We start from the raw sequence: 18,001 nt of genomic DNA, 5'->3' as shown, positions 1-18,001 counted from the left end.
AGGAGTGGCTTATTTGCTTTGCTCTTAAAGACCTTCAGCGATTTCTTTTATTTGCATACGCACACTTTGCAAACCGTTACCGGATAAGTACCAAAGCTTTGGCGATAAATACGTCACCTTAATCGAGCCTGCGCCTTGCTCAGCCAGGTCTGCTTTTAATGTATTTACGTCGAGTGCTTCGTCTGTGTTGCCAATTGCCATGCTGCGGTCAACGACAAACAAAACGGTTGGGTTTGTTTCAGCTATGTCGCTAATCGTTAGCGGTGTAAAAGTGCGAGTACCGCGTTTATGGGATTTGACATGGCTAGGAATGCTGGCAGCCTTCAGACCAAGCAGTTGGCTGCTAATGACATCTTCTCGTAGCCCTAAAGAACCGCTGTTATGAGTAACAACCAGAACTGTTGCGTCTTTATTTAGGGTTTTCTTGGTGGATTCTATGTAGCCTTTCAAATCCGCAAGGGCTTTATCTGCTCTGTCTTGAACATGAAATAATGTGGCAATCGAATTGACGTTGTCACTAAGAGCATGCCAATAGTTATCTCCTGACATGTTGACTTGTTTTACCGCGCTAATTTTAGTCAGCTCGTCTTTCTTGCCAGCTTGGCGTCCAGTAATAATGATAAGGTCTGGGTTTAATGTGCTTAGTGCAGTTAAGTCTGGCGATTTTAAGCCACCAATGTCGCTATAGCTTGCGCTGTTAAACTGTTGTAAATACTCAGGAATCATTTGTTGAGGAACGCCTGTAACTTGGCTTTCAAGACCTAGCTCTGCCATGGTGTCTAAGCTACCAAGATCAAAAACAGCGGCGGTTGGTAATCTCGTTTCAGCGGTTGATAGCTGACTAAATGCAACCAATGTCCCTATGGCTAATATTTGTTTTAACTTTGTCATCTTCACAATTACCTATTTATGAGTCTTGAAATAAAAATAACCATTATCGTCATTTGATAATGGTTATCATTGTCTCACTTTTATAGGTAAGTGTTGTTACTAAAACGAGATACGATACGTTGCTGAATATGAAACAGGTAATCAGCTGGTTTTTACTTTCCCTTTTTTGTTCGCGAGCCAAACAAACTGATACGGCATTAGAGTGACTTTGCCTAAATGATCCTCATACACTTGCTCAGACATAAGATCTGTCCAAGTGTCTGTGGCAATCAAGTTCAGTTCAGACAAATTGAAATGCTGCGGTTGATCCGTCATGTTATAGACAGCAAACAAGCTTTGTCTTCTGTCTAAGCTTTGACGCCAAAAAGCAAACAGGTTTTCGCCCATGTGCAAAATATACTGAGTAGCATTAGGGTGAAATGCTGGCTGAGCGCGACGAATTTGAGTCAACTTGGTGATGCTCTGAAAGACTTTTTGGTGATGGGTTGGGGTGTTAAGAACATGGTTCAAATCCTCCATATCCCAAATGTGGCGATTGATAGAGCGGAAATGCCCTGTATTGTTCACGCGCTCCAAATCGTTCTCTGTGCCAAACAGGCTGTGAATATAAAAAGCAGGCACGCCTTCCAAAGCCATCATGACGCCAGCCGCGCAAAGGAAACGAGCGAACTGCCATTTATCTGGCCCATGCAGCGCCGATCCTGAAAAGGCGTTCCAAAGGCTGATGTTGATTTCATACGGCTTCGCCTCGCCTTGTGGTGTGGTGCGTGAGCTAATTTTTCCACCAAAGCGCTTCATGGTGTTGATCAAGGTTTCCAGTTCCCATTCCGATAGAAGTCCTTCGGTCGGACGTAGGCCGATTCCATCGTGGGAGGCAAGGAAGTTGAGATACGTTGTACCTTGCTGAGCCGGTGGCATGCTCATTAGCCATTGTTTTAAGTGGCTGCAATTTCCTGTCACCAAACTGTTAATGAGCAAGGGTGGTAAAGAGAAGTTGTAAATCAAATGGGCTTCGTTGGCGTTACCAAAGTAGGTTAAATTTTCCTGATTAGGAATGTTGGTTTCGGTAATGATGACGGAATCTGGCGCATAATGCTCAATCATTAGTCGCAGTAAACGGATAATTTCGTGAGTCTGCGGTAGGTTGATACAGCTTGTGCCTGGCACTTTCCAAAGAAACGCGACGGCGTCTAAGCGAAACCAGCGAATGCCTTTTTTAAGATACAAATGAATGATGCGTAAGAATTCCAGTAAGACTTCAGGCCTTTCGAAATTCAGGTCGATTTGATCGTGGCTAAAAGTACACCATACATGCTTTTCACCATTTTGAGTTTGCACTTCTCGTAGCAACGGTGACGTTCTAGGGCGAACAACCGCGCTTAAGTCGGCATTTGGGTCGGCTTCGTAGAAGAAATTAGCCCCTGGATGAACACCTGCTTTAAAGTTTTCAAACCACAGACTTCGGCTTGAGCAATGGTTAATGACCAGATCGCCCATGACTTTGAAGTCTTTCGATAGATTGACGATATGCTCCCAGCGACCACAGGATGGATTCACTGTGGTGTAATCCATGACACTGAACCCATCATCAGAGCTGTAAGGAAAAAATGGCAGCAAATGCACCGCAGAAATGCAGTCAGCAAGTTTGTTTTTGACAAACTTATGCAAGGTTTCTAATGGCGCTTCATCCTTTTGTCGCAAGGTATCAGCGTAGGTAATTAGCATAATATCCGACTGATCCCACAAGTTCCTGTGTGGGCGAGGGGATTCAGTCATTGGGTCTAGATGAAACATCGCTAAGCATTTGTCAGCGAGGTCTTTGGTATCTAAGTTTGGATAAATTACCTGTAAATGCGCTATGAGTCGCTGCTCTAGCTGCGACAAAGGTGCGTTTTCCATATTTACCTACCAATCTTTTTTGTAAGTGGTTGAAAAGCAACATAGTGTGACGTCCTTTGCACAAGCAGCGCCACCTTGATGATCTTATTATTGGCTGAACATTCTATGTTCAGAGGCTCTATTTTTTTGGACCATATTCCGCCATATCTAACTCAACAGCTTGAGCAAGCTGTGACATCACCCCAGGAAAAGCACTTAAAACGCGGTTCCAGCTAGGGATGAAAGGCGTCTCCATTGGGTTGTCTAAATAGTGGTTACCCGCTTTCATAATGTTACTAGCGAACAGTTCGACGGCTTGTTCTTCTGAATGCACGTCTAATTTTAGGCCATTAATTTCGGCGTCGTTTTTATAGGTTTCAATGAAGTCCAATGCCACGCGGTAGTAAGTTGCTTTAATCGTTCGAAATGTTTCTTGATTAAAGATAGTACCGTTTGTCGCTAACTTGCGAAAAATTGCCTTGGTAATGTCGATCGACATTTTAGATAAACCGCCATCGTCGTTATCGGCAGACAAATCTTGGTGTTTGTGATCGTAAATGTCGGCAATGTCTACCTGACACAAACGGTTGGTCGAGTAATTACGATACATTTCACTTAGCACACCGATTTCTAAGCCCCAATCACTTGGAATGCGCAAATCCGTCATAACGTCGCGGCGGAACGAAAATTCACCAGCCAGCGGGTAACGGTAGCTGTCTAGATAATCTAAATAGTCTAAATGACCGAATACTTTTTTGAGTGAGCAAAGCAATGGAGTGACCAACAAGCGACTGACACGTCCGTTCATCTTGCCATTGGCTGCACGGGCATAAAAGCCCTTACAGAATTCGTAGTTAAAATTCGGGTTCGCCACAGGGTAAATAAGGCGCGCCAATAATTCACGGTCATAAGTGACGATATCACAGTCGTGCATGGCAATCGATTCGGCTTTGCCTGCCGCCAAGTTATAGCCCATACAGAACCAAACATTACGGCCTTTACCTGGGTCCGATGGAGAAAGGTGTTCGCCTTTTAAGACGCTATCAATTTCTCTAAGGCGAGGGCCGTCATTCCACAGCACTTTTACATTTTGCGGTAACACGCTGAAGAATTCTAAGGCGTGACGATATTGCTCTTCTGTGGCTCTGTCCAAGCCAATGATAATTTCAGACAAGTAGGGAACTTGCTGCAAGTGTTTCAAGATATTCGGCATGGCGTCTGTTTCCAGCTCGGAATACAGACAAGGAAGGATAAGAGACATTGGGCGTGTTTTCGCAAACTCACACAGTTCTTTTTCCATTTCTTCTAACGGGCGGTGTGCCAGATTGTGAAGCGTGGTGATGATACCGTTCTGATGAAAGTCGCCCATAATAATTCTCCTAAAGTCGTAATAATGGTTTGTTTTATTGTTCTTTTCGTCGCTTACAAAATACCTTGCTTAGTGAGTTGCAAATTAATCGCCTGAGCCCAGCCTTCCGGTCCATAAGCATCGGTTAGCCAAGCGTCGCAACGGTTAGGGATTTCTGGTGGCGCGTGCACAGGTGAGCGAATGACCACGGGAATATCGGCTTGGCTTAGCATGCCTATGTCATTTTCACCGTCGCCTAACGCCATCGTAATCACGTCATCGTCGCTCTGTACTTCATATAATTCTTTCAGCCATAGCATGGCGTTGGCTTTGTCACAGTGCTCGCCCATCAAATGCGCGAAGCGTCCGCCTTTTTGGATCTGCACGTCATATGGAGCAAGGTCATCACGAAGTGCGTTAAGAGCAAGGTTCGAATCTGTCCAAACCATGGGTTCCGTGAATTCTCGTTGCATCGCCAATTGTGCGTTCGTGCTATTTAACCCGGTAATGGACATAAGCTCTTGATAGGTCATATCGCTAAAACGCTTGAATGTGTATTGGTCTTGTTTATCGTTAGTCAGCTTGATAAGTTCGTCGCGCTTAGGGCCAAATGACTTGCGCCAATAGTCGCCGCAATCTTCTAGTTGTTCATCAATGGAAAGCGGTGTTTTCTTTGGAATGTAAACCGCAGAGCCGTTTTCTACGATAAAAGCGTCCTGGTGATTGAGCTCTTTTCTAAGGGAGGCAAGCTCTGCGAATGTCTTGCTAGTATTGATGATGCAAGGAATTGAGAAAGTCTTTAACGACTGAAGAGCCGCCAGTGCAGGCTTGAAACTGTAGGTGTGATGATCAAGTAAAGTGCCATCCAAATCGGTAAAAATCAAAAGTGTTGTCATGTCGATTCCTTTTCGGGTCCATCAAAATGCAGCTGGTGGACGTTAGTATGAGACTTGCAAATCTGGTGCCAGTGCGTAAAAGTGGGGCTTTCCTTATTAGGCACACGCCTAAGATTAACTAGGCTGTTGAACAAATTGATGACAAGTTTGCTACGTTTATGTGTCTTTGTGTTGTTGGCTTTGCTGGCGTTCGCGGCAAACTCGGTTTTGTGTCGTCTGGCGCTGAACGATGGCCTTATCAATCCCGCTCAATTCACCACATGGCGCTTACTTAGCGGCGCAGCGAGCTTGGTGTTGCTCTGTTTGTTTCAGTCTTTAAAGCATCAACAGAATGATTTAAAAGCCACCTGGTTAGAAGGTAGCTGGTTGTCTGCATTTGCGCTCTTTATCTATGCCTTGGGCTTCTCTTATGCGTATGTGACGTTATCGACCGGAATGGGAGCCTTGATACTGTTTGGCGCCGTACAGCTGACCTTGATCTTATTCGCTGTGTGGGCTGGGCAAAAACTGGTTTGGCTGGAATGGTTAGGTCTGGCGATAGCCTTTGCAGGCTTTGTTTATTTAGTGCTTCCCACTTTGTCGTCTCCCTCTTTATTGGGCTTCGTGTTAATGACCTTAGCAGGCGTGGCGTGGGGCTTGTACACATGGCGAGGCAAAATTTCGGCTAAACCTTTATTTGCCACCACTTCTAATTTCGTTCGTACTATTCCCATGATACTGGTCGCGTTGCTTGTTATTCATTTTTATAACGATGAACCAGAAAGCGCACAACTTGAAGGCATTATTCTCGCTGTTACCTCAGGCGCTATTATGTCTGGCTTAGGTTACGCTATCTGGTATTCCGTTTTGCCTTATCTTAGTGCTTCCATCGCTGCCGTGTTACAGCTACTTGTTCCCATCATCGCCACAATAGGAGGCGTGTTTTTTGCCAATGAATCCATCACTTTACACCTTGTAATTGCCACGTTAAGTGTTCTGGGTGGCGTATTGCTCGTTATTATCGCAAGAAAACGAACCCCTAAAAACGCCTAGTTTTGGTGCGTTTTTATCTCAATGCGCCATCGTTGATAGGTTTGTTGAGTAAAATTTGGTCGTTTTTCCCGACAACGTAAACATCCCTTCCCCTAATGTCTTCCAAGGGTTAGGTAGGGGTTACTACTTCGGGTTTTGACCCCGATTTACATCAGTCAACAAAATACCTTGCATTCCAAGCCACCCTGTAGGGCTGATGAGCGCAGCGTGATCTGCCGTGAAAGCGAAGCTTTCTTTTAGATGTAGATCACTATTTTATCTGAGAGTAAGGTGACAAAGCGGCTGCACATTATGCTGCCATGGGACAATGGCAGTCAGCGTTAGCACATTTTTATAAGCCAGATGAAAATACATAACAAGCACTGGAAAATAGCCTTAATTTTTATCTGACACTAAATTACACTTAGTAACTAAATAGCCAAGTGTTAGGTAGATAAAATGACATTCCGATTTATATCTTTAGTGCTGATTTTTTTAACTGTTTCTGTGAATGCCCAGAGCATAAGTACTCATGCTCTGGGTAGGAATGATGGTTCAAATGTAACTTATTACCTTCTTCAGCAATTAGATACGTCACCAAGCGATACGTTATTACTCATTCTTCAAGGCTCTGATTGCAATAGTGTTTTACAAGTCGAGTCAATATTTACGAGCTATAAAAATGTTTGGCCAGAAGCTGACGTCCTTTTAATAGAAAAATATGGTATCGATAAAAACGTGAGCTTTAGTTCCGATGCTGAACGTGAGGATTGTCCGGACCAATATATTCATAATGATAGTCCAGAACAGCGAGTAGCCGATATTCAAATGGTTCTTGATGTTGTTCGTAAAGGTGGCAAATATAACAACCTTATTATACTTGGGGGCAGTGAGGGGGCGGTTATTGCTAATTTAGTGACGACAAAAGTTGACGATATAGACGCAACGATTTCCTTCAATGGCGGTGGCCGAAAGTTTATCGATGATGTTTTACACAGTATTAAATCTGGCTCTGAAAATAGCGATGAAGCAGAAAGTAATATGTCGGGGTTCCGAGGTTTTTCTGATCACATTATCAATAGCAAACCATTTGAGCTAGAAGTAAGTGGGCATGGCTACAACTGGTGGTATCAAATGTTATCTATTGATCAACTTGACGTTCTCAAAAAAGTGAACACGCCTTTGCTTGTCATTCAAGGAGGAAAAGATGTGTCTGTTTCTCCTCAAGAAGTCGATGAAATGATGCAGGCTCTTGTAGAAGCAGGAAAAGACAATATTGAATACCGAATATACAAAGAGCTTGATCATGAATTCATTAATGTGAACGGGGAAAGCAATCGCAAATCGGTTGTGAAAGATATAAATGCTTGGCTAAAGTCAACACTCAGAACCTCTAATCTTTAGCCGTGTTCTATTTATTGTATTTTTTAACACTCCACATGGATCAGTATGAATGTAGACTTTGAGGAAAGCAAAGGAGGGGATTCAGAGGAAAGGGCTAAGTTAGCAGAGTTTACGCTGGAGTTACAAAGCTGTAAGGCACAAAAAAACGGACACCTTTCACTGGCGTCCGTTTTTTTATTGCGAAATCGACTACTTACGCTTCAGGAATGTGTTCTGAAAGTGCAGTATAAGCCACAGTGAAAGCACCTTCTTGGAATGCACGCAAGCCTGTTGCTTTGAATGGAATCGGCATTGGGTTGTGTTGCAAGATGTCTTTTACTTTTGCGCCGCTGAACAAATCGACTTCTACGGTGTTGATCAATTGGATCGCCGCTTCAATTTTAAAGCCTACCGCGCCGCCAGCGAATTTGCCTTTTGTTGGGCGTTCACGAATAACGGCTCTTTTTACTTTGTAATCTTCAAACAATTTTTTCAGCATGAACTGAAATTTGCGCACGCTTTCGCTGTCGTTTGGGTTGTTCAGTGTGTGTCGAGTTTGGCGACAATCGGCGATTTGAAACAATCCGTCTTGTTTAGACAGAAGGCAAAGAATCACTTCGCTGCCTTTAATTTCGATACCACAAGTAATCATAACAGGGTCCTGAATAGGGAGTTTCGCGCATTATCGCACAGTTAATCGCTATTTCGCAGAGTAAAAAATACTGCTTGTTGAAATGGAAACCAGTCAGATCTAAGGCGAAAATCAAAGCAGCCAGTTTATTACACTCTTTTCATTTTGCTGCCTCTTATTATTCAAATGGATATTGTACTATTACCAGATAATATTTTGTAAAAATGCAAAACACGATATTTTCTACTGAAAAAGCGTAAATATATGCTTTTTACTCTAGGAATGTTTTTTCCAATACTGACTTAATTAGGCTGCATAAAATGACTGCTTCATCGCCAATGGGTATTCCTCGCCCCCAGGTGAAATCTCTAGACGAAATCCTTCCACATGAACCTTTGTTGATGATGGGTGCCGGACCGGTTCCAATTCCTGAGCGTGTTGCCAAGGCCAATTCTGTGGTGATTAACCACCTTGGCGGAGTAATGGCACAGGTGATTGGGCAGGTAAAATCCATGGCGCGCTATGTGTTTCAAACTGAGTCTAAATGGGTGCTTGGCGTAGCAGGGCCAGCGTCAGCCGCGATGGAAATGGCGGTCGCCAATTTATTGCAACCAGGCGAACGTATTTTATGTATTAATAATGGCTTTTTTAGTCATCGTATGGCGGAAATGGCGACTCGTATTGGTGCCGATGTTCATGAATTACACGTTGGTGTGCATGAAGCGGCAGACCCTGAGCGTGTTCGCAAAGCGATTGAAGAAACGCGTCCAAAAGTATTAACGCTAGTACAAGGCGAAACCTCGAATACGGTGTTTAACCATTCATTAGAAGAAATCACTAAGATTGCTAAATCTTATGGTTGTTTGGTGGTTGTGGATGCGGTTTGTACGCTTAGCACCATGCCACTGAAAATGGATGCATGGCAAGTCGACGTGGTGATCACTGGCGGGCAAAAAGGTTTGTCGTCTATTCCGGGTGTATCGCTATTGGTGTTTTCGAATGAAGCATGGGCCGCAGTAAAAAATCGCACCAAGCCAACGGCGCAATGGTGTTTTGATGCTCAGCTTGCTGAAAATTTTTGGCACAACGATGGTTATCATTATACCGCGCCTGTGTCTGGCATTATGGCCTTGCATGAAGCCTTGAAGTTGGTGTGTGATGAGACATTAGAAAACCGTTTCGCTCGTCATTTACGTTGTTCTAAAGCGTTGCAATCTGGAATTGAGGGAATGGGGTTGTCGTTGTTTATTCCTTCTGAATCTCGTTTGAACTCTGTAGTGGGAATTAATATCCCAGAAGGGTTAACGGCTGGGCAGATTTGTCGCCATATTTCAGAGATGTACCGAGTGGAAATCGCTGGGTCGTTTGGTCAGCCAATCGTGCGTATTGGTCAAATGGGCGAGCAGTGCCGTGAGCATAATTTGTTCCGCACTTTGCATGCACTTGGCAGCACCATGCGCGATTTGGGCGTCAAAGTAGACCAACCAAACGGCATGGCGGAAATGGAAGCGTACTTGCAGAAGATTCCGCGTACGCTTTACCAAGTCGCTTAGTTTTCTAATAATTTATGATCTATCCAATACCCTTGGTTTCAACCGCCAAGGGTATTTTTTTGTTTGGCATTAAGCTGGCAAACAGTGCACCAGCGGTAATTAATAGGCAGGCGATGATTTGACCTATGGTTAGTTGTGCATCGGTGAATAGTCCAAGCCAGGCTGTCGATAGGGCGGGAGCGGTGTAGGACAACACGCCAAGTAATGACAGGTTGCCTTTTTTAACGCCAAAGTCCCAACAAAAGAAAGCAACCCCAACTGGGCCGAGTCCTAATCCTAAAATGGCAATCCAAGTGCTTGCTGGGAAGTCTATAGAAGGCTGCCAGTTTTGAGCTTCGATCATAAGATGCGACGCGCCAGCTAATAAGGTGGTGACGAGGCAATACCAAAGAACGGCGCTGGAAGGCACGCTTTGAAAGCGTCGATTCGCCACGGAATAGCTCGACCAAATGAACGCGCAGGCGAAAGCCGCTGCGTAGCCTGTCCAGTGGTAGGCTGCGTTACTCTCCACTTCTATCGATTGCCCTTTGGATTGCAGCATGATGCCTGTGCCAATAAAAGCAATAACCGCCCCCACTAAATGCGTCCATGACAAAGAATGACCTGTTGTCATGCCTGCCATCAGTACAATCAGCAAAGGCCAAAGATAGGCGATGAGCCCAGCTTCGACGGGTGGCGCATGCTGAAACGCATAAAAATAGCAGAAGTGATAAAAATAAAACCCCAGCCCTCCCATGATTATGGCGCTTTTGGGTGTGTTTGCCCAAGACGATTTTAGTTCGCCTTTTGCTAAATAAACGATAAAAAACAATAAGCTGGCTACGCCAAAAGTGAGAGTGAGCAAAAGCAATGGCGGTACTAAATTTGCTTGCGTAGTAAAAAGCGCAAGGGTGCTCCAAAGTAAAATGGCGATGCTACCAATGAGCGTGGCGTGCGGTGAATTCGCTGTCATCTTTTGGTTTCCTATATCCTAAGCGAGTCTGATTGAGCCATAGAGTACCTTGCTTGTGTGTTAAAGGCATTGTCAAAAAAGCGTGTTTTTAATTGTAAAAAAACGTTGTTTTTCTCATAAATAAGCAAGAAATGTTGATTGGTGACAGGGTAGTGACAGGTTTGGCAGGTAAGGTTTAATAAATCGAGCTTATTGAAATGTAAATGTTCTCAGCTTGATCGGCTAACAACAAAAAAAATAACAAGCAGGAGATAACCATGCTTAAAAATATTTCTTTAAAGTCTGTTCTAATTTCTGGTGCAGTCGCACTGACTATTGCTGGACAGGCTTCTGCCTACGAACCAGCTCGTAGCGGAGAGTGTATCGCTCCTGCTAACCCAGGTGGTGGTTGGGACTTTACTTGCCGTAGTGTTGGTAAAGTATTAGTCGACCAAGGTTACTTCAAGGGTAACGTACAGACCGTTAACATGACGGGCGCTGGTGGCGGTGTTGCTTTTGCTCATACGATCAGTAAACGTGACAAAGATGACAACCTTATTGTTGCCGCAAGTACAGCAACGACAACTCGCCTTGCTCAAGGCCAATTCCCAGGCATGAATGCTGACCAAGTGAAATGGGTTGGTACATTGGGTGCAGATTACGGCATCATCGCTGTTGGTAAAGATTCAAAATACACTTCTCTAACTCAAGTTATTGATGCGCTTAAGAAAGACCCAAGTTCGGTTAAATTCGCAGGCGGCAGTGCTTCTGGTGGTTGGGATCATTTAAAAGTTTTGATGACGGCGCAAAAAGCCAACGTTGAAAACTTGCCAAAAGTTCGTTACCTAGCCTTTAGTGGTGGTTCTGAAGCCTTGGTTCAAGTGGTTGGCGGTCACGTAGATGCCTTCACTGGCGATATCTCTGAAGTTAAAGGCTTCATGGATTCTGGCGACCTACGCGTTCTAGCTGTGCTTTCTGAAGAGCGTTTGCCAGCACCGTTTGATTCTATCCCAACAGCTATGGAGCAGGGGATTGACTCTGTTGCACCTAACTGGCGTGGATTTTACGTACCGGGTAATGCAAGTTCAGAATCTTACGACTGGTGGGTGAAAACCATTGATGAGTTGTACACAACTCAGGAATGGAAAGACATCATGACAAAAAATGGTTTGATGCCATTCCACAAGTCTGGTGCTGAGTTTACTCAATTCGTAAAAAACCAAACTCTAGATATCAAAGTCTTATCGCAAGACATCGGTCTAATTAAATAACCTCAGACCGTTTTTTTGGGAGGGGCATTTGTTATTACAGATAGCCCCCTCCTTTTTTTATTTATTCACCTCTTGATTAACATACATGGAGCAGAGACATGCGTATAAATGATCGTGTGTTTGGCATGCTGATGCTGATTCTTGCCGTTGCCTACGGTTGGGAAGCAACACAATTTCCAATTCCTTTTGGTGGGCATGAAAGTGTCGGACCAGAAACTTTCCCTATCATGTTATCCATCATTTTAGGTATTAGTTCTATTTACATGATTGTTCGTCCTGATCCTGATGAGGCATGGGCGCCTGTTCCAATGTTACTTGAGCTGAGTGTTGTCGTTCTTTCTATGCTTGCGTTTGCATGGGCGATTGAGCCAATTGGGTTTATGCCAGCGGCAGCGTTGGTAGTGAGCTTCTTGAGCTGGCGTATGGGAGCAAGTGTCGTTAAGAGTCTTATCACGGGTGTGACAAGCTCTGTCGTTATCTTCTTCCTTTTCAATAATGTGCTTGAATTAGCACTGCCTCTAGGTCTATTGGAGTTTTAATATGGATACTATGAGCTTATTAATGCAAGGCTTTGCGGTGGCGTTAACGCCGGAAAGTATTATGTTTGCGGTTATCGGTGCTATTTTAGGTACTTTGATTGGCGCGTTGCCGGGTCTTGGCCCTGCAAATGGTGTAGCAATCTTGATCCCATTGGCGTTTAGCTTAGGCTTATCTCCAACGTCGTCTCTTATCTTATTAACGTCGGTTTATGCGGGTGCCATGTACGGCGGTCGTATTTCGTCTATCCTTTTAAACATTCCAGGTGACGAGCCTGCCATGATGACCTGTTTAGATGGTTATCCAATGGCTGTAAAAGGTAAAGCGGCTGAAGCCTTGGCTATCTCTGCTATTGCTTCTTTTATCGGTAGCTTTATTGCAACCATAGGTTTGGTTATTTTGGCACCAATCTTAGCGAAATTCGCTCTAAGATTTGGTCCTTCTGAATACTTCGCTTTGTTTGCATTAGCCTTTGCGACCTTGGGTGGTATCACGGGTAAAAACCAATTCAAGACCTTGATGGCGGCGGCAATCGGCCTAATGATAGCGACAGTGGGTATTGATATTTCCACAGGTGTACAGCGTTTTACTTTCAATACTCTTGAGTTGTTTGAAGGTGTTGATTTCATTATTGCCATCGTTGGTTTGTTTGCGATCAGTGAATTGTTGTTCTTCTTGGAGCGTCACGCTGGTGATGGTCTAAAGCAAGTGGCTATTAATAAGCTTAAGTTGTCAGCGAAAGACATCATCAAAGTACTTCCTGCTTCATTCCGTGGCGCGGTGCTTGGTTTTGTTGCTGGTGTTTTGCCAGGCGCGGGTGCTTCTTTGGGTAGCTTTATTAGCTACACTTTGGAAAAACGCGTATCCGACAAAGGCGAATTTGGTAAAGGCGATCCTCGTGGTGTGGCGGCTCCTGAAGCAGGTAACAATGGCGCGGCGTCTGGTGCACTTGTTCCTATGTTAACGCTGGGTGTTCCTGGAAGCGGCACGACTGCGGTTCTTTTGGCGATGTTGATTTCTCTAAACATCTCTCCTGGCCCTATGTTGTTCCAACAGAATGCGGATCTTGTGTGGGGTGTTATTGCGGCAATGTTTGTGGGTAACCTTGTGTTGCTATTACTAAACATTCCAATGGTTGGCATCTTCGTTAAATTGCTGAGCATTCCGCCTAAATACCTGATGCCGATTGTGACTTTGATCGCGTCTGTTGGTATTTATTCTGTCAGCCACAGTGCCTTGGATTTGTACTTCATGGTTGGCTTCGGTGTTGCTGGCTATATCTTCCGTAAGGTGGATATTCCTCTAGTGCCTATTATTTTAGGTATGTTGCTTGGGCCAGAAATGGAGAAAAGTTTGCGTCACGCGTTAGTGCTTTCTGACGGTGATTGGAGCGTGCTTTTCAATAGTGGTTTGAGTATTGGCTTATGGACAGTCGCAATACTTGGTTTGGTTTTACCTATCATTGTCGGCCCGATTGTTCGTGCTAAAATGAAGAAATCAAAAGAGTCTGTTAAAGACGTGTAAGCCCTGTAATACTGTTAGTGATTTACAACAAAATTCGAGTAGCGTCCGCTGCTCGGATTTTGTTGTTTCTAAAATAATAAAATCGATGGCCAAAAGATTATGCGAATTCTAGTCGTAGAAGATACTCAGGTATTAGGGCAAGCAATCTGTGAGCGGTTGACCAGCTTAGGGCACGCTGTTGACCTAATAGGCGACGGCAAACGAGCCGATGAGTTACTCAAATACCAATCGGTTGACTTGATCTTGCTAGACCTTAATTTGCCGGGACTGTCTGGGTTGCAGTTGCTACAGAAATTGCGCCAGCGTGAAGACGATACGCCAATATTAATCTTAACCGCACGTGATCAAATAGAAGACCGCATTCGCCTTTTAGATGAAGGGGCGGATGATTATTTAACTAAGCCTTTTGACTTCGGTGAGCTTGAAGCCCGTTGCCGTGCTTTGTTGCGTCGTAAACAAGGTTATGCCGCCAATGTCACCGAACACGGCAATATACAGGTTAATCGTGACAGCCGTCAGGTGTTTATCGACGGTGAGTTGACCGCCATTACTAACCGAGAATTTCGATTGCTTGAAATCTTTTTAGGTCATCTGGGGCGCGTGTTGAGTAAAGACGAGATAACAGATCACTTATTTAACTTTGACGAACCGCCAGGCCCGAATGCTATTGAACTTTATGTGGGGCGTCTAAGAAAGAAAATGATAAAAGGCGATTTAGCCATAAATACCTTAAGAGGAATTGGTTATGTGGCAGAAATCACTAAATCACCAAAACCTCAGTGAAGAAGAGGAACAAAGCGCATTAAGAAAAGCGCCGTCGTTACGCTTTCGTTTTATTCTCACGGGGTTTCTGGTGATTGGGGTTATTGCCAGTTTGGCCATTAACCTGATTTTTGATTATAGCCAAAAGTTAGCCGATTTATCTTACGACCGTTTATTGCGCAGCGCCTTACTGCAAATGGATGAAAATGTTGGCTTAATGCGCAACGAAGTCAGCATCGATATTCCATGGTCGGCTTTTGCTACGTTAGCGCAAGCCGACGAGGATAGAGTATTTTATAAAGTAGAGAGCCTTGAGCAGGGCTTTATCACGGGGTATCAAGATTTAAACAGCGAACCGCCTCAGCCACCAGTGCTCGATCAAATGCAGTTCTATAACCAAGAATATTCTGGTGAAATGGTGCGTTTTGCTTGGATTCAACGTCACCTTACGGACCCTGAAACCGCGAAAACGGTGCGTATCGTATTAGGGCAGACTCGATTATCAAGAGAAGAAATGGCGTCTTCTATTACGCAGAAAGCTGTTGAAGTCGTGGTGTTTATTGCCTTAGTGGCCATTACCTTAATTATTATTGGTAGTCATCTTGTGTTGCGACCTTTGCATCGTATCGAGCGAGCATTAGAAGAGCGTGCCATGGGGGATCTCACGCCCATTGAGATTAATACGCCAAAAGAAACCCACCATTTAAAAGTCGCCATTAATCATTTTATGGCTCGATTGCAAACCAACTTAGAGCAATTAGAAAATTATACGGCGGATGCGGCGCATCAGTTACGCACACCTTTAGCTAGCTTAAAAGCCTTGGCGGAAAATGCCCGTGACATTACTTCGGCTGATGCGCACTCCACGAATCTTGACTCTTCTGAGCGTCAATATCAGGCATTGGATAATATTGTGAAGCAATGCGATGCCTTAAGCCAAACCGTGACCTTATTACTAAACCAAGCGGTGGTTTCGCATCGTTTGCAAACACACAGATTGGAACCTATTGATTTGCTGCCGCCTATTACTGCGTCTTGTCGGGAGCAGGCGGTAACGGCTTTGCATAAGGGCGTTCGCCTTTCTTTTGATTGCGATTTGAAAGAAACGATGATTTTAGGGGATGCTTTTTCTATTCAGCAAATGATGCAAAACCTCATCGAAAATGCGGTGCGATACAGTGCTTTGGACGCACAAAATGACACGGAAGTGATCGTGCAAGTAAGTGAGTTTGAACGCTTTTATCGGATTAAGGTGATTGATTATGGTGACGGTATTCCGGACTTAGAAAAAGAGCGTGTGTTCGAACGTTTTTATCGCGGACGTTATGACATTGCAGGTAGTGGTGTTGGTTTGGCGATGGTAAAAGACATTGTCGACCATCATTCAGCACGCATTGAAATAGTGGACACGGAACCAAAAGGCACGACATTTCAGGTGGATTTCGCTAAGTTTCAATACCATGAGGGTGTTTTATGAGGCAGGCTTTTTGGGGCTTTATGCTCATTGCCAGTATGTTTGTCGGAAAAGCATGGGCGACAGAAACGGTTTGGTTTGGTAACAGTTCTGCAACGCGTGTTTTGTATATTAACTCTGCGTTAGATTTGGCCTCGTTCGAACCGATTTTGCATGAATTTGTTGCCCAGTATCCTTATATAAAAGTGGCTTATCATGATGTTAATACTTTAGATTTGTATCATCTTACGATTAAGGAACATAAAAAGCCTAAAGCGAGCTTAGTTATTAGTAGTGCGATGGATTTGCATTTGAAATTAGTCAATGATGGCTATGCACAAAGTTATCAGTCGAGCTTTACTGACCGTTTGCCTGATAGTTTTAAATGGCGCAACCAGTTGTTTGCTTTTTCACTTGAGCCGATTGTTATGCTCGTGAACAAAAATGCTTTTCCGGGAGATATGCCTGAAGACCGCCAGTCTTTATTGCAGACAATTCGGCAAAACGAAAAGGTGATGACCAAGCGCATAGGAACTTATGATATTCGACAGAGCGGTGTGGGGTATTTGTTGGCGAGTCAAGACGCCCGCCAAGCCGATGTTACTTGGGGGCGTTTACTCGAAGCGTTCGGTAGCCATGATGTACAAACTTATTGCTGCACTCATGACATTATTGATGATGTGGCATCGGGGAAATTGGTGTTGGGTTATAACTTGCTGGGGTCTTATGCTTCACAAAGAGCACAAGATGATGACAGGTTGAAAATGATCTTGCCAAAGGATTATACCCTGATGCTAATGCGTGCTGCATTAATTCCGAAAGGCGCGCCTAATGCGGAAGATGCAGGTTTGTTTTTGGACTTTTTGTTGTCGGATAACTCGCAAAAAATGATGCAAAATCAGGGCTTGCTGTTTCCTATTTGGCCGGATTTAAACAACCAAAATGATCCCTTTGTTGTCAATGCTCCTGGCCCTACAGGGGTTATTGAGCTTGATCAGCAGTTATTGGTTGGCAGGGATTACGCAAAGCAGAAGCGTTTTATTCGTAACTGGGAAATGGCGTTAGAAATTAGTGACGAAGATTAAGTAGACGCCTTACTGTTTCGATAGCGGCCTGGAGTGATGTTGTAGTGCTTGATAAACAGACGCACTAGGGCGCTGGCATCGCTTATTCCGACTTTATCAGCAATATAGTCGAGGCTTTTATTGCTAGATGTTAGCCACAATTTTGCCTCACAGAGGCGGCGTTGAAGCAGATATTGTTTGGGTGTCATGCCGATGTGTCGCTTGAAAAGAACAGAAAGCTGGCTGCTACTTAAATGAACAGACTCAGCGAGTTCAGCAAGACTCCAGGCATTTTGAAAATGGTAATCCAAGTGGTGTTTTGCTTTTGCCAAGCGCGCATCGGCTTTTGCTATTTTTTCTTGGGGAATAGGCAGTAAGTGCTCTAACAAGTTTAACGCTTGATGAGTTTTAAGCTCATTGTTGGGTTCGGCTGCTAAACTGGCTAGGAAGGGTAAGTAGGCGGTTGTTTGCGCTGATAGCTCCACAAAACTGCGTTCGCTTTGAATACTGTCATCCCAAACGGGTAAAGCGTTCAGTATCAAACAATGGTTGTTTTCTCTGGCTAGGTGAGTATGGGCTTGATTGGACGAAATCATGCAAGCCTGTCCAAACTGAACGGCCTGCTGGGTATTTTCTACTTCCAATATCAGTCGTCCAGACAATGGTAAAACAATTTGAGTGTGGTTATGTAAGTGAGCCTTGTCTGTGTCTTTATAGGAAATTACTTCAATATGTTCACGTATTGTTTCCATTTGTTAACACCTGCTTTTACTTTAACCCGAGGAAAGATTAATAACGTATAATTATCTAACCTAGCTAGATGATCAGTATATTAAAGACGACACAATAAAAGCAAAGCAGATTAAAC

16 protein-coding genes are annotated in these 18,001 nt (G+C 44.1%); 9 read left to right on the top strand and 7 right to left on the bottom strand.

From position 1 onward, the window contains the following. Nucleotides 1-24 precede the first annotated feature (24 nt). The 4 genes from C1X04_RS11475 to C1X04_RS11460 form a co-directional block, all read right to left on the bottom strand. Nucleotides 25-891, bottom strand: coding sequence for an ABC transporter substrate-binding protein (locus tag C1X04_RS11475; protein ID WP_137169993.1), 867 nt, complete (start codon nucleotides 889-891; stop codon nucleotides 25-27). A gap of 141 nt (nucleotides 892-1,032) precedes the next feature. Next, nucleotides 1,033-2,790 carry an alpha-amylase family glycosyl hydrolase gene (locus C1X04_RS11470; protein ID WP_137169992.1) on the bottom strand — a complete coding sequence of 586 codons (1,758 nt, stop codon included), beginning with the start codon at nucleotides 2,788-2,790 and terminating at the stop codon, nucleotides 1,033-1,035. 118 nt (nucleotides 2,791-2,908) lie between these two features. Then, complete coding sequence (locus tag C1X04_RS11465) at nucleotides 2,909-4,138, bottom strand: glycosyl transferase (protein ID WP_110573411.1); 1,230 nt, start codon at nucleotides 4,136-4,138, stop codon at nucleotides 2,909-2,911. Between the two features lie 53 nt (nucleotides 4,139-4,191). Continuing rightward, nucleotides 4,192-5,013 (bottom strand): HAD-IIB family hydrolase, encoded by an 822-nt coding sequence (locus tag C1X04_RS11460; protein WP_110573409.1) that lies wholly within the window; start codon nucleotides 5,011-5,013, stop codon nucleotides 4,192-4,194. A gap of 138 nt (nucleotides 5,014-5,151) precedes the next feature. Between C1X04_RS11460 and C1X04_RS11455 the strand changes: the two genes are divergently transcribed. Together C1X04_RS11455 and C1X04_RS11450 are read left to right on the top strand one after the other, a co-directional pair. After that, nucleotides 5,152-6,045 (top strand): DMT family transporter, encoded by an 894-nt coding sequence (locus C1X04_RS11455; RefSeq protein ID WP_137169991.1) that lies wholly within the window; start codon nucleotides 5,152-5,154, stop codon nucleotides 6,043-6,045. 438 nt (nucleotides 6,046-6,483) lie between these two features. Further along, complete coding sequence (locus tag C1X04_RS11450; RefSeq protein WP_137169990.1) at nucleotides 6,484-7,428, top strand: S9 family peptidase; 945 nt, start codon at nucleotides 6,484-6,486, stop codon at nucleotides 7,426-7,428. Nucleotides 7,429-7,621: 193 nt separating this feature from the next. Here the strand turns inward: C1X04_RS11450 and C1X04_RS11445 are convergent, their stop codons facing one another. After that, nucleotides 7,622-8,059, bottom strand: a complete 438-nt coding sequence (locus C1X04_RS11445; protein WP_137169989.1) for a DUF3010 family protein — start codon at nucleotides 8,057-8,059, stop codon at nucleotides 7,622-7,624. Nucleotides 8,060-8,358: 299 nt separating this feature from the next. Between C1X04_RS11445 and C1X04_RS11440 the strand changes: the two genes are divergently transcribed. Continuing rightward, nucleotides 8,359-9,591 carry an alanine--glyoxylate aminotransferase family protein gene (locus C1X04_RS11440; protein ID WP_137169988.1) on the top strand — a complete coding sequence of 411 codons (1,233 nt, stop codon included), beginning with the start codon at nucleotides 8,359-8,361 and terminating at the stop codon, nucleotides 9,589-9,591. A 19-nt stretch (nucleotides 9,592-9,610) separates the two neighbouring features. On the opposite strand, the gene C1X04_RS11435 is transcribed toward C1X04_RS11440, so the two are convergent. Further along, nucleotides 9,611-10,543 carry a DMT family transporter gene (locus tag C1X04_RS11435; RefSeq protein ID WP_137169987.1) on the bottom strand — a complete coding sequence of 311 codons (933 nt, stop codon included), beginning with the start codon at nucleotides 10,541-10,543 and terminating at the stop codon, nucleotides 9,611-9,613. Between the two features lie 257 nt (nucleotides 10,544-10,800). Between C1X04_RS11435 and C1X04_RS11430 the strand changes: the two genes are divergently transcribed. The 6 genes from C1X04_RS11430 (at nucleotide 10,801) to C1X04_RS11405 (ending at nucleotide 17,154) form a co-directional block, all read left to right on the top strand. Continuing rightward, complete coding sequence (locus C1X04_RS11430) at nucleotides 10,801-11,793, top strand: tripartite tricarboxylate transporter substrate binding protein (protein WP_110573390.1); 993 nt, start codon at nucleotides 10,801-10,803, stop codon at nucleotides 11,791-11,793. A 98-nt stretch (nucleotides 11,794-11,891) separates the two neighbouring features. Then, nucleotides 11,892-12,332, top strand: a complete 441-nt coding sequence (locus C1X04_RS11425) for a tripartite tricarboxylate transporter TctB family protein (protein ID WP_110573388.1) — start codon at nucleotides 11,892-11,894, stop codon at nucleotides 12,330-12,332. Nucleotide 12,333: 1 nt separating this feature from the next. Next, complete coding sequence (locus C1X04_RS11420) at nucleotides 12,334-13,854, top strand: tripartite tricarboxylate transporter permease (protein ID WP_137169986.1); 1,521 nt, start codon at nucleotides 12,334-12,336, stop codon at nucleotides 13,852-13,854. Nucleotides 13,855-13,953: 99 nt separating this feature from the next. Further along, on the top strand, nucleotides 13,954-14,637 hold the full coding sequence (locus C1X04_RS11415) for a response regulator transcription factor (RefSeq protein WP_110573384.1): 684 nt from the start codon (nucleotides 13,954-13,956) through the stop codon (nucleotides 14,635-14,637). Further along, nucleotides 14,600-16,093, top strand: a complete 1,494-nt coding sequence (locus C1X04_RS11410) for a sensor histidine kinase (protein WP_137169985.1) — start codon at nucleotides 14,600-14,602, stop codon at nucleotides 16,091-16,093. The genes C1X04_RS11415 and C1X04_RS11410 overlap by 38 nt, the downstream gene beginning before the upstream one ends. Further along, nucleotides 16,090-17,154, top strand: a complete 1,065-nt coding sequence (locus C1X04_RS11405; protein WP_137169984.1) for an ABC transporter substrate-binding protein — start codon at nucleotides 16,090-16,092, stop codon at nucleotides 17,152-17,154. Before C1X04_RS11410 ends, C1X04_RS11405 begins: the two co-directional genes overlap by 4 nt. On the opposite strand, the gene C1X04_RS11400 is transcribed toward C1X04_RS11405, so the two are convergent. Next, a complete protein-coding gene (locus tag C1X04_RS11400; protein ID WP_254682250.1) occupies nucleotides 17,151-17,885 on the bottom strand; it encodes an AraC family transcriptional regulator in 735 nt (244 codons plus the stop codon). The two genes, C1X04_RS11405 and C1X04_RS11400, sit on opposite strands and share 4 nt — an antisense overlap. Nucleotides 17,886-18,001 lie beyond the last annotated feature (116 nt).

It is taken from the genome of Marinomonas sp. FW-1 (assembly GCF_005222245.1).
Classification (GTDB): domain Bacteria; phylum Pseudomonadota; class Gammaproteobacteria; order Pseudomonadales; family Marinomonadaceae; genus Marinomonas; species Marinomonas alcarazii.
The sequence above is the reverse complement of the archived record's forward strand: the minus strand, read 5'-3'. Positions and strand labels throughout refer to the sequence as shown.

Coding starts and splice junctions, on each gene's coding strand:
- C1X04_RS11430 (WP_110573390.1), top strand. CDS start 10,801: ATGCTTAAAAATATTTCTTTAAAGTCTGTTCTAATTTCTGGTGCAGTC.
- C1X04_RS11450 (WP_137169990.1), top strand. CDS start 6,484: ATGACATTCCGATTTATATCTTTAGTGCTGATTTTTTTAACTGTTTCT.
- C1X04_RS11400 (WP_254682250.1), bottom strand. CDS start 17,885: ATGGAAACAATACGTGAACATATTGAAGTAATTTCCTATAAAGACACA.
- C1X04_RS11435 (WP_137169987.1), bottom strand. CDS start 10,543: ATGACAGCGAATTCACCGCACGCCACGCTCATTGGTAGCATCGCCATT.
- C1X04_RS11410 (WP_137169985.1), top strand. CDS start 14,600: ATGTGGCAGAAATCACTAAATCACCAAAACCTCAGTGAAGAAGAGGAA.
- C1X04_RS11460 (WP_110573409.1), bottom strand. CDS start 5,013: ATGACAACACTTTTGATTTTTACCGATTTGGATGGCACTTTACTTGAT.
- C1X04_RS11465 (WP_110573411.1), bottom strand. CDS start 4,138: ATGGGCGACTTTCATCAGAACGGTATCATCACCACGCTTCACAATCTG.
- C1X04_RS11420 (WP_137169986.1), top strand. CDS start 12,334: ATGGATACTATGAGCTTATTAATGCAAGGCTTTGCGGTGGCGTTAACG.
- C1X04_RS11415 (WP_110573384.1), top strand. CDS start 13,954: ATGCGAATTCTAGTCGTAGAAGATACTCAGGTATTAGGGCAAGCAATC.
- C1X04_RS11475 (WP_137169993.1), bottom strand. CDS start 891: ATGACAAAGTTAAAACAAATATTAGCCATAGGGACATTGGTTGCATTT.
- C1X04_RS11405 (WP_137169984.1), top strand. CDS start 16,090: ATGAGGCAGGCTTTTTGGGGCTTTATGCTCATTGCCAGTATGTTTGTC.
- C1X04_RS11470 (WP_137169992.1), bottom strand. CDS start 2,790: ATGGAAAACGCACCTTTGTCGCAGCTAGAGCAGCGACTCATAGCGCAT.
- C1X04_RS11440 (WP_137169988.1), top strand. CDS start 8,359: ATGACTGCTTCATCGCCAATGGGTATTCCTCGCCCCCAGGTGAAATCT.
- C1X04_RS11455 (WP_137169991.1), top strand. CDS start 5,152: ATGACAAGTTTGCTACGTTTATGTGTCTTTGTGTTGTTGGCTTTGCTG.
- C1X04_RS11425 (WP_110573388.1), top strand. CDS start 11,892: ATGCGTATAAATGATCGTGTGTTTGGCATGCTGATGCTGATTCTTGCC.
- C1X04_RS11445 (WP_137169989.1), bottom strand. CDS start 8,059: ATGATTACTTGTGGTATCGAAATTAAAGGCAGCGAAGTGATTCTTTGC.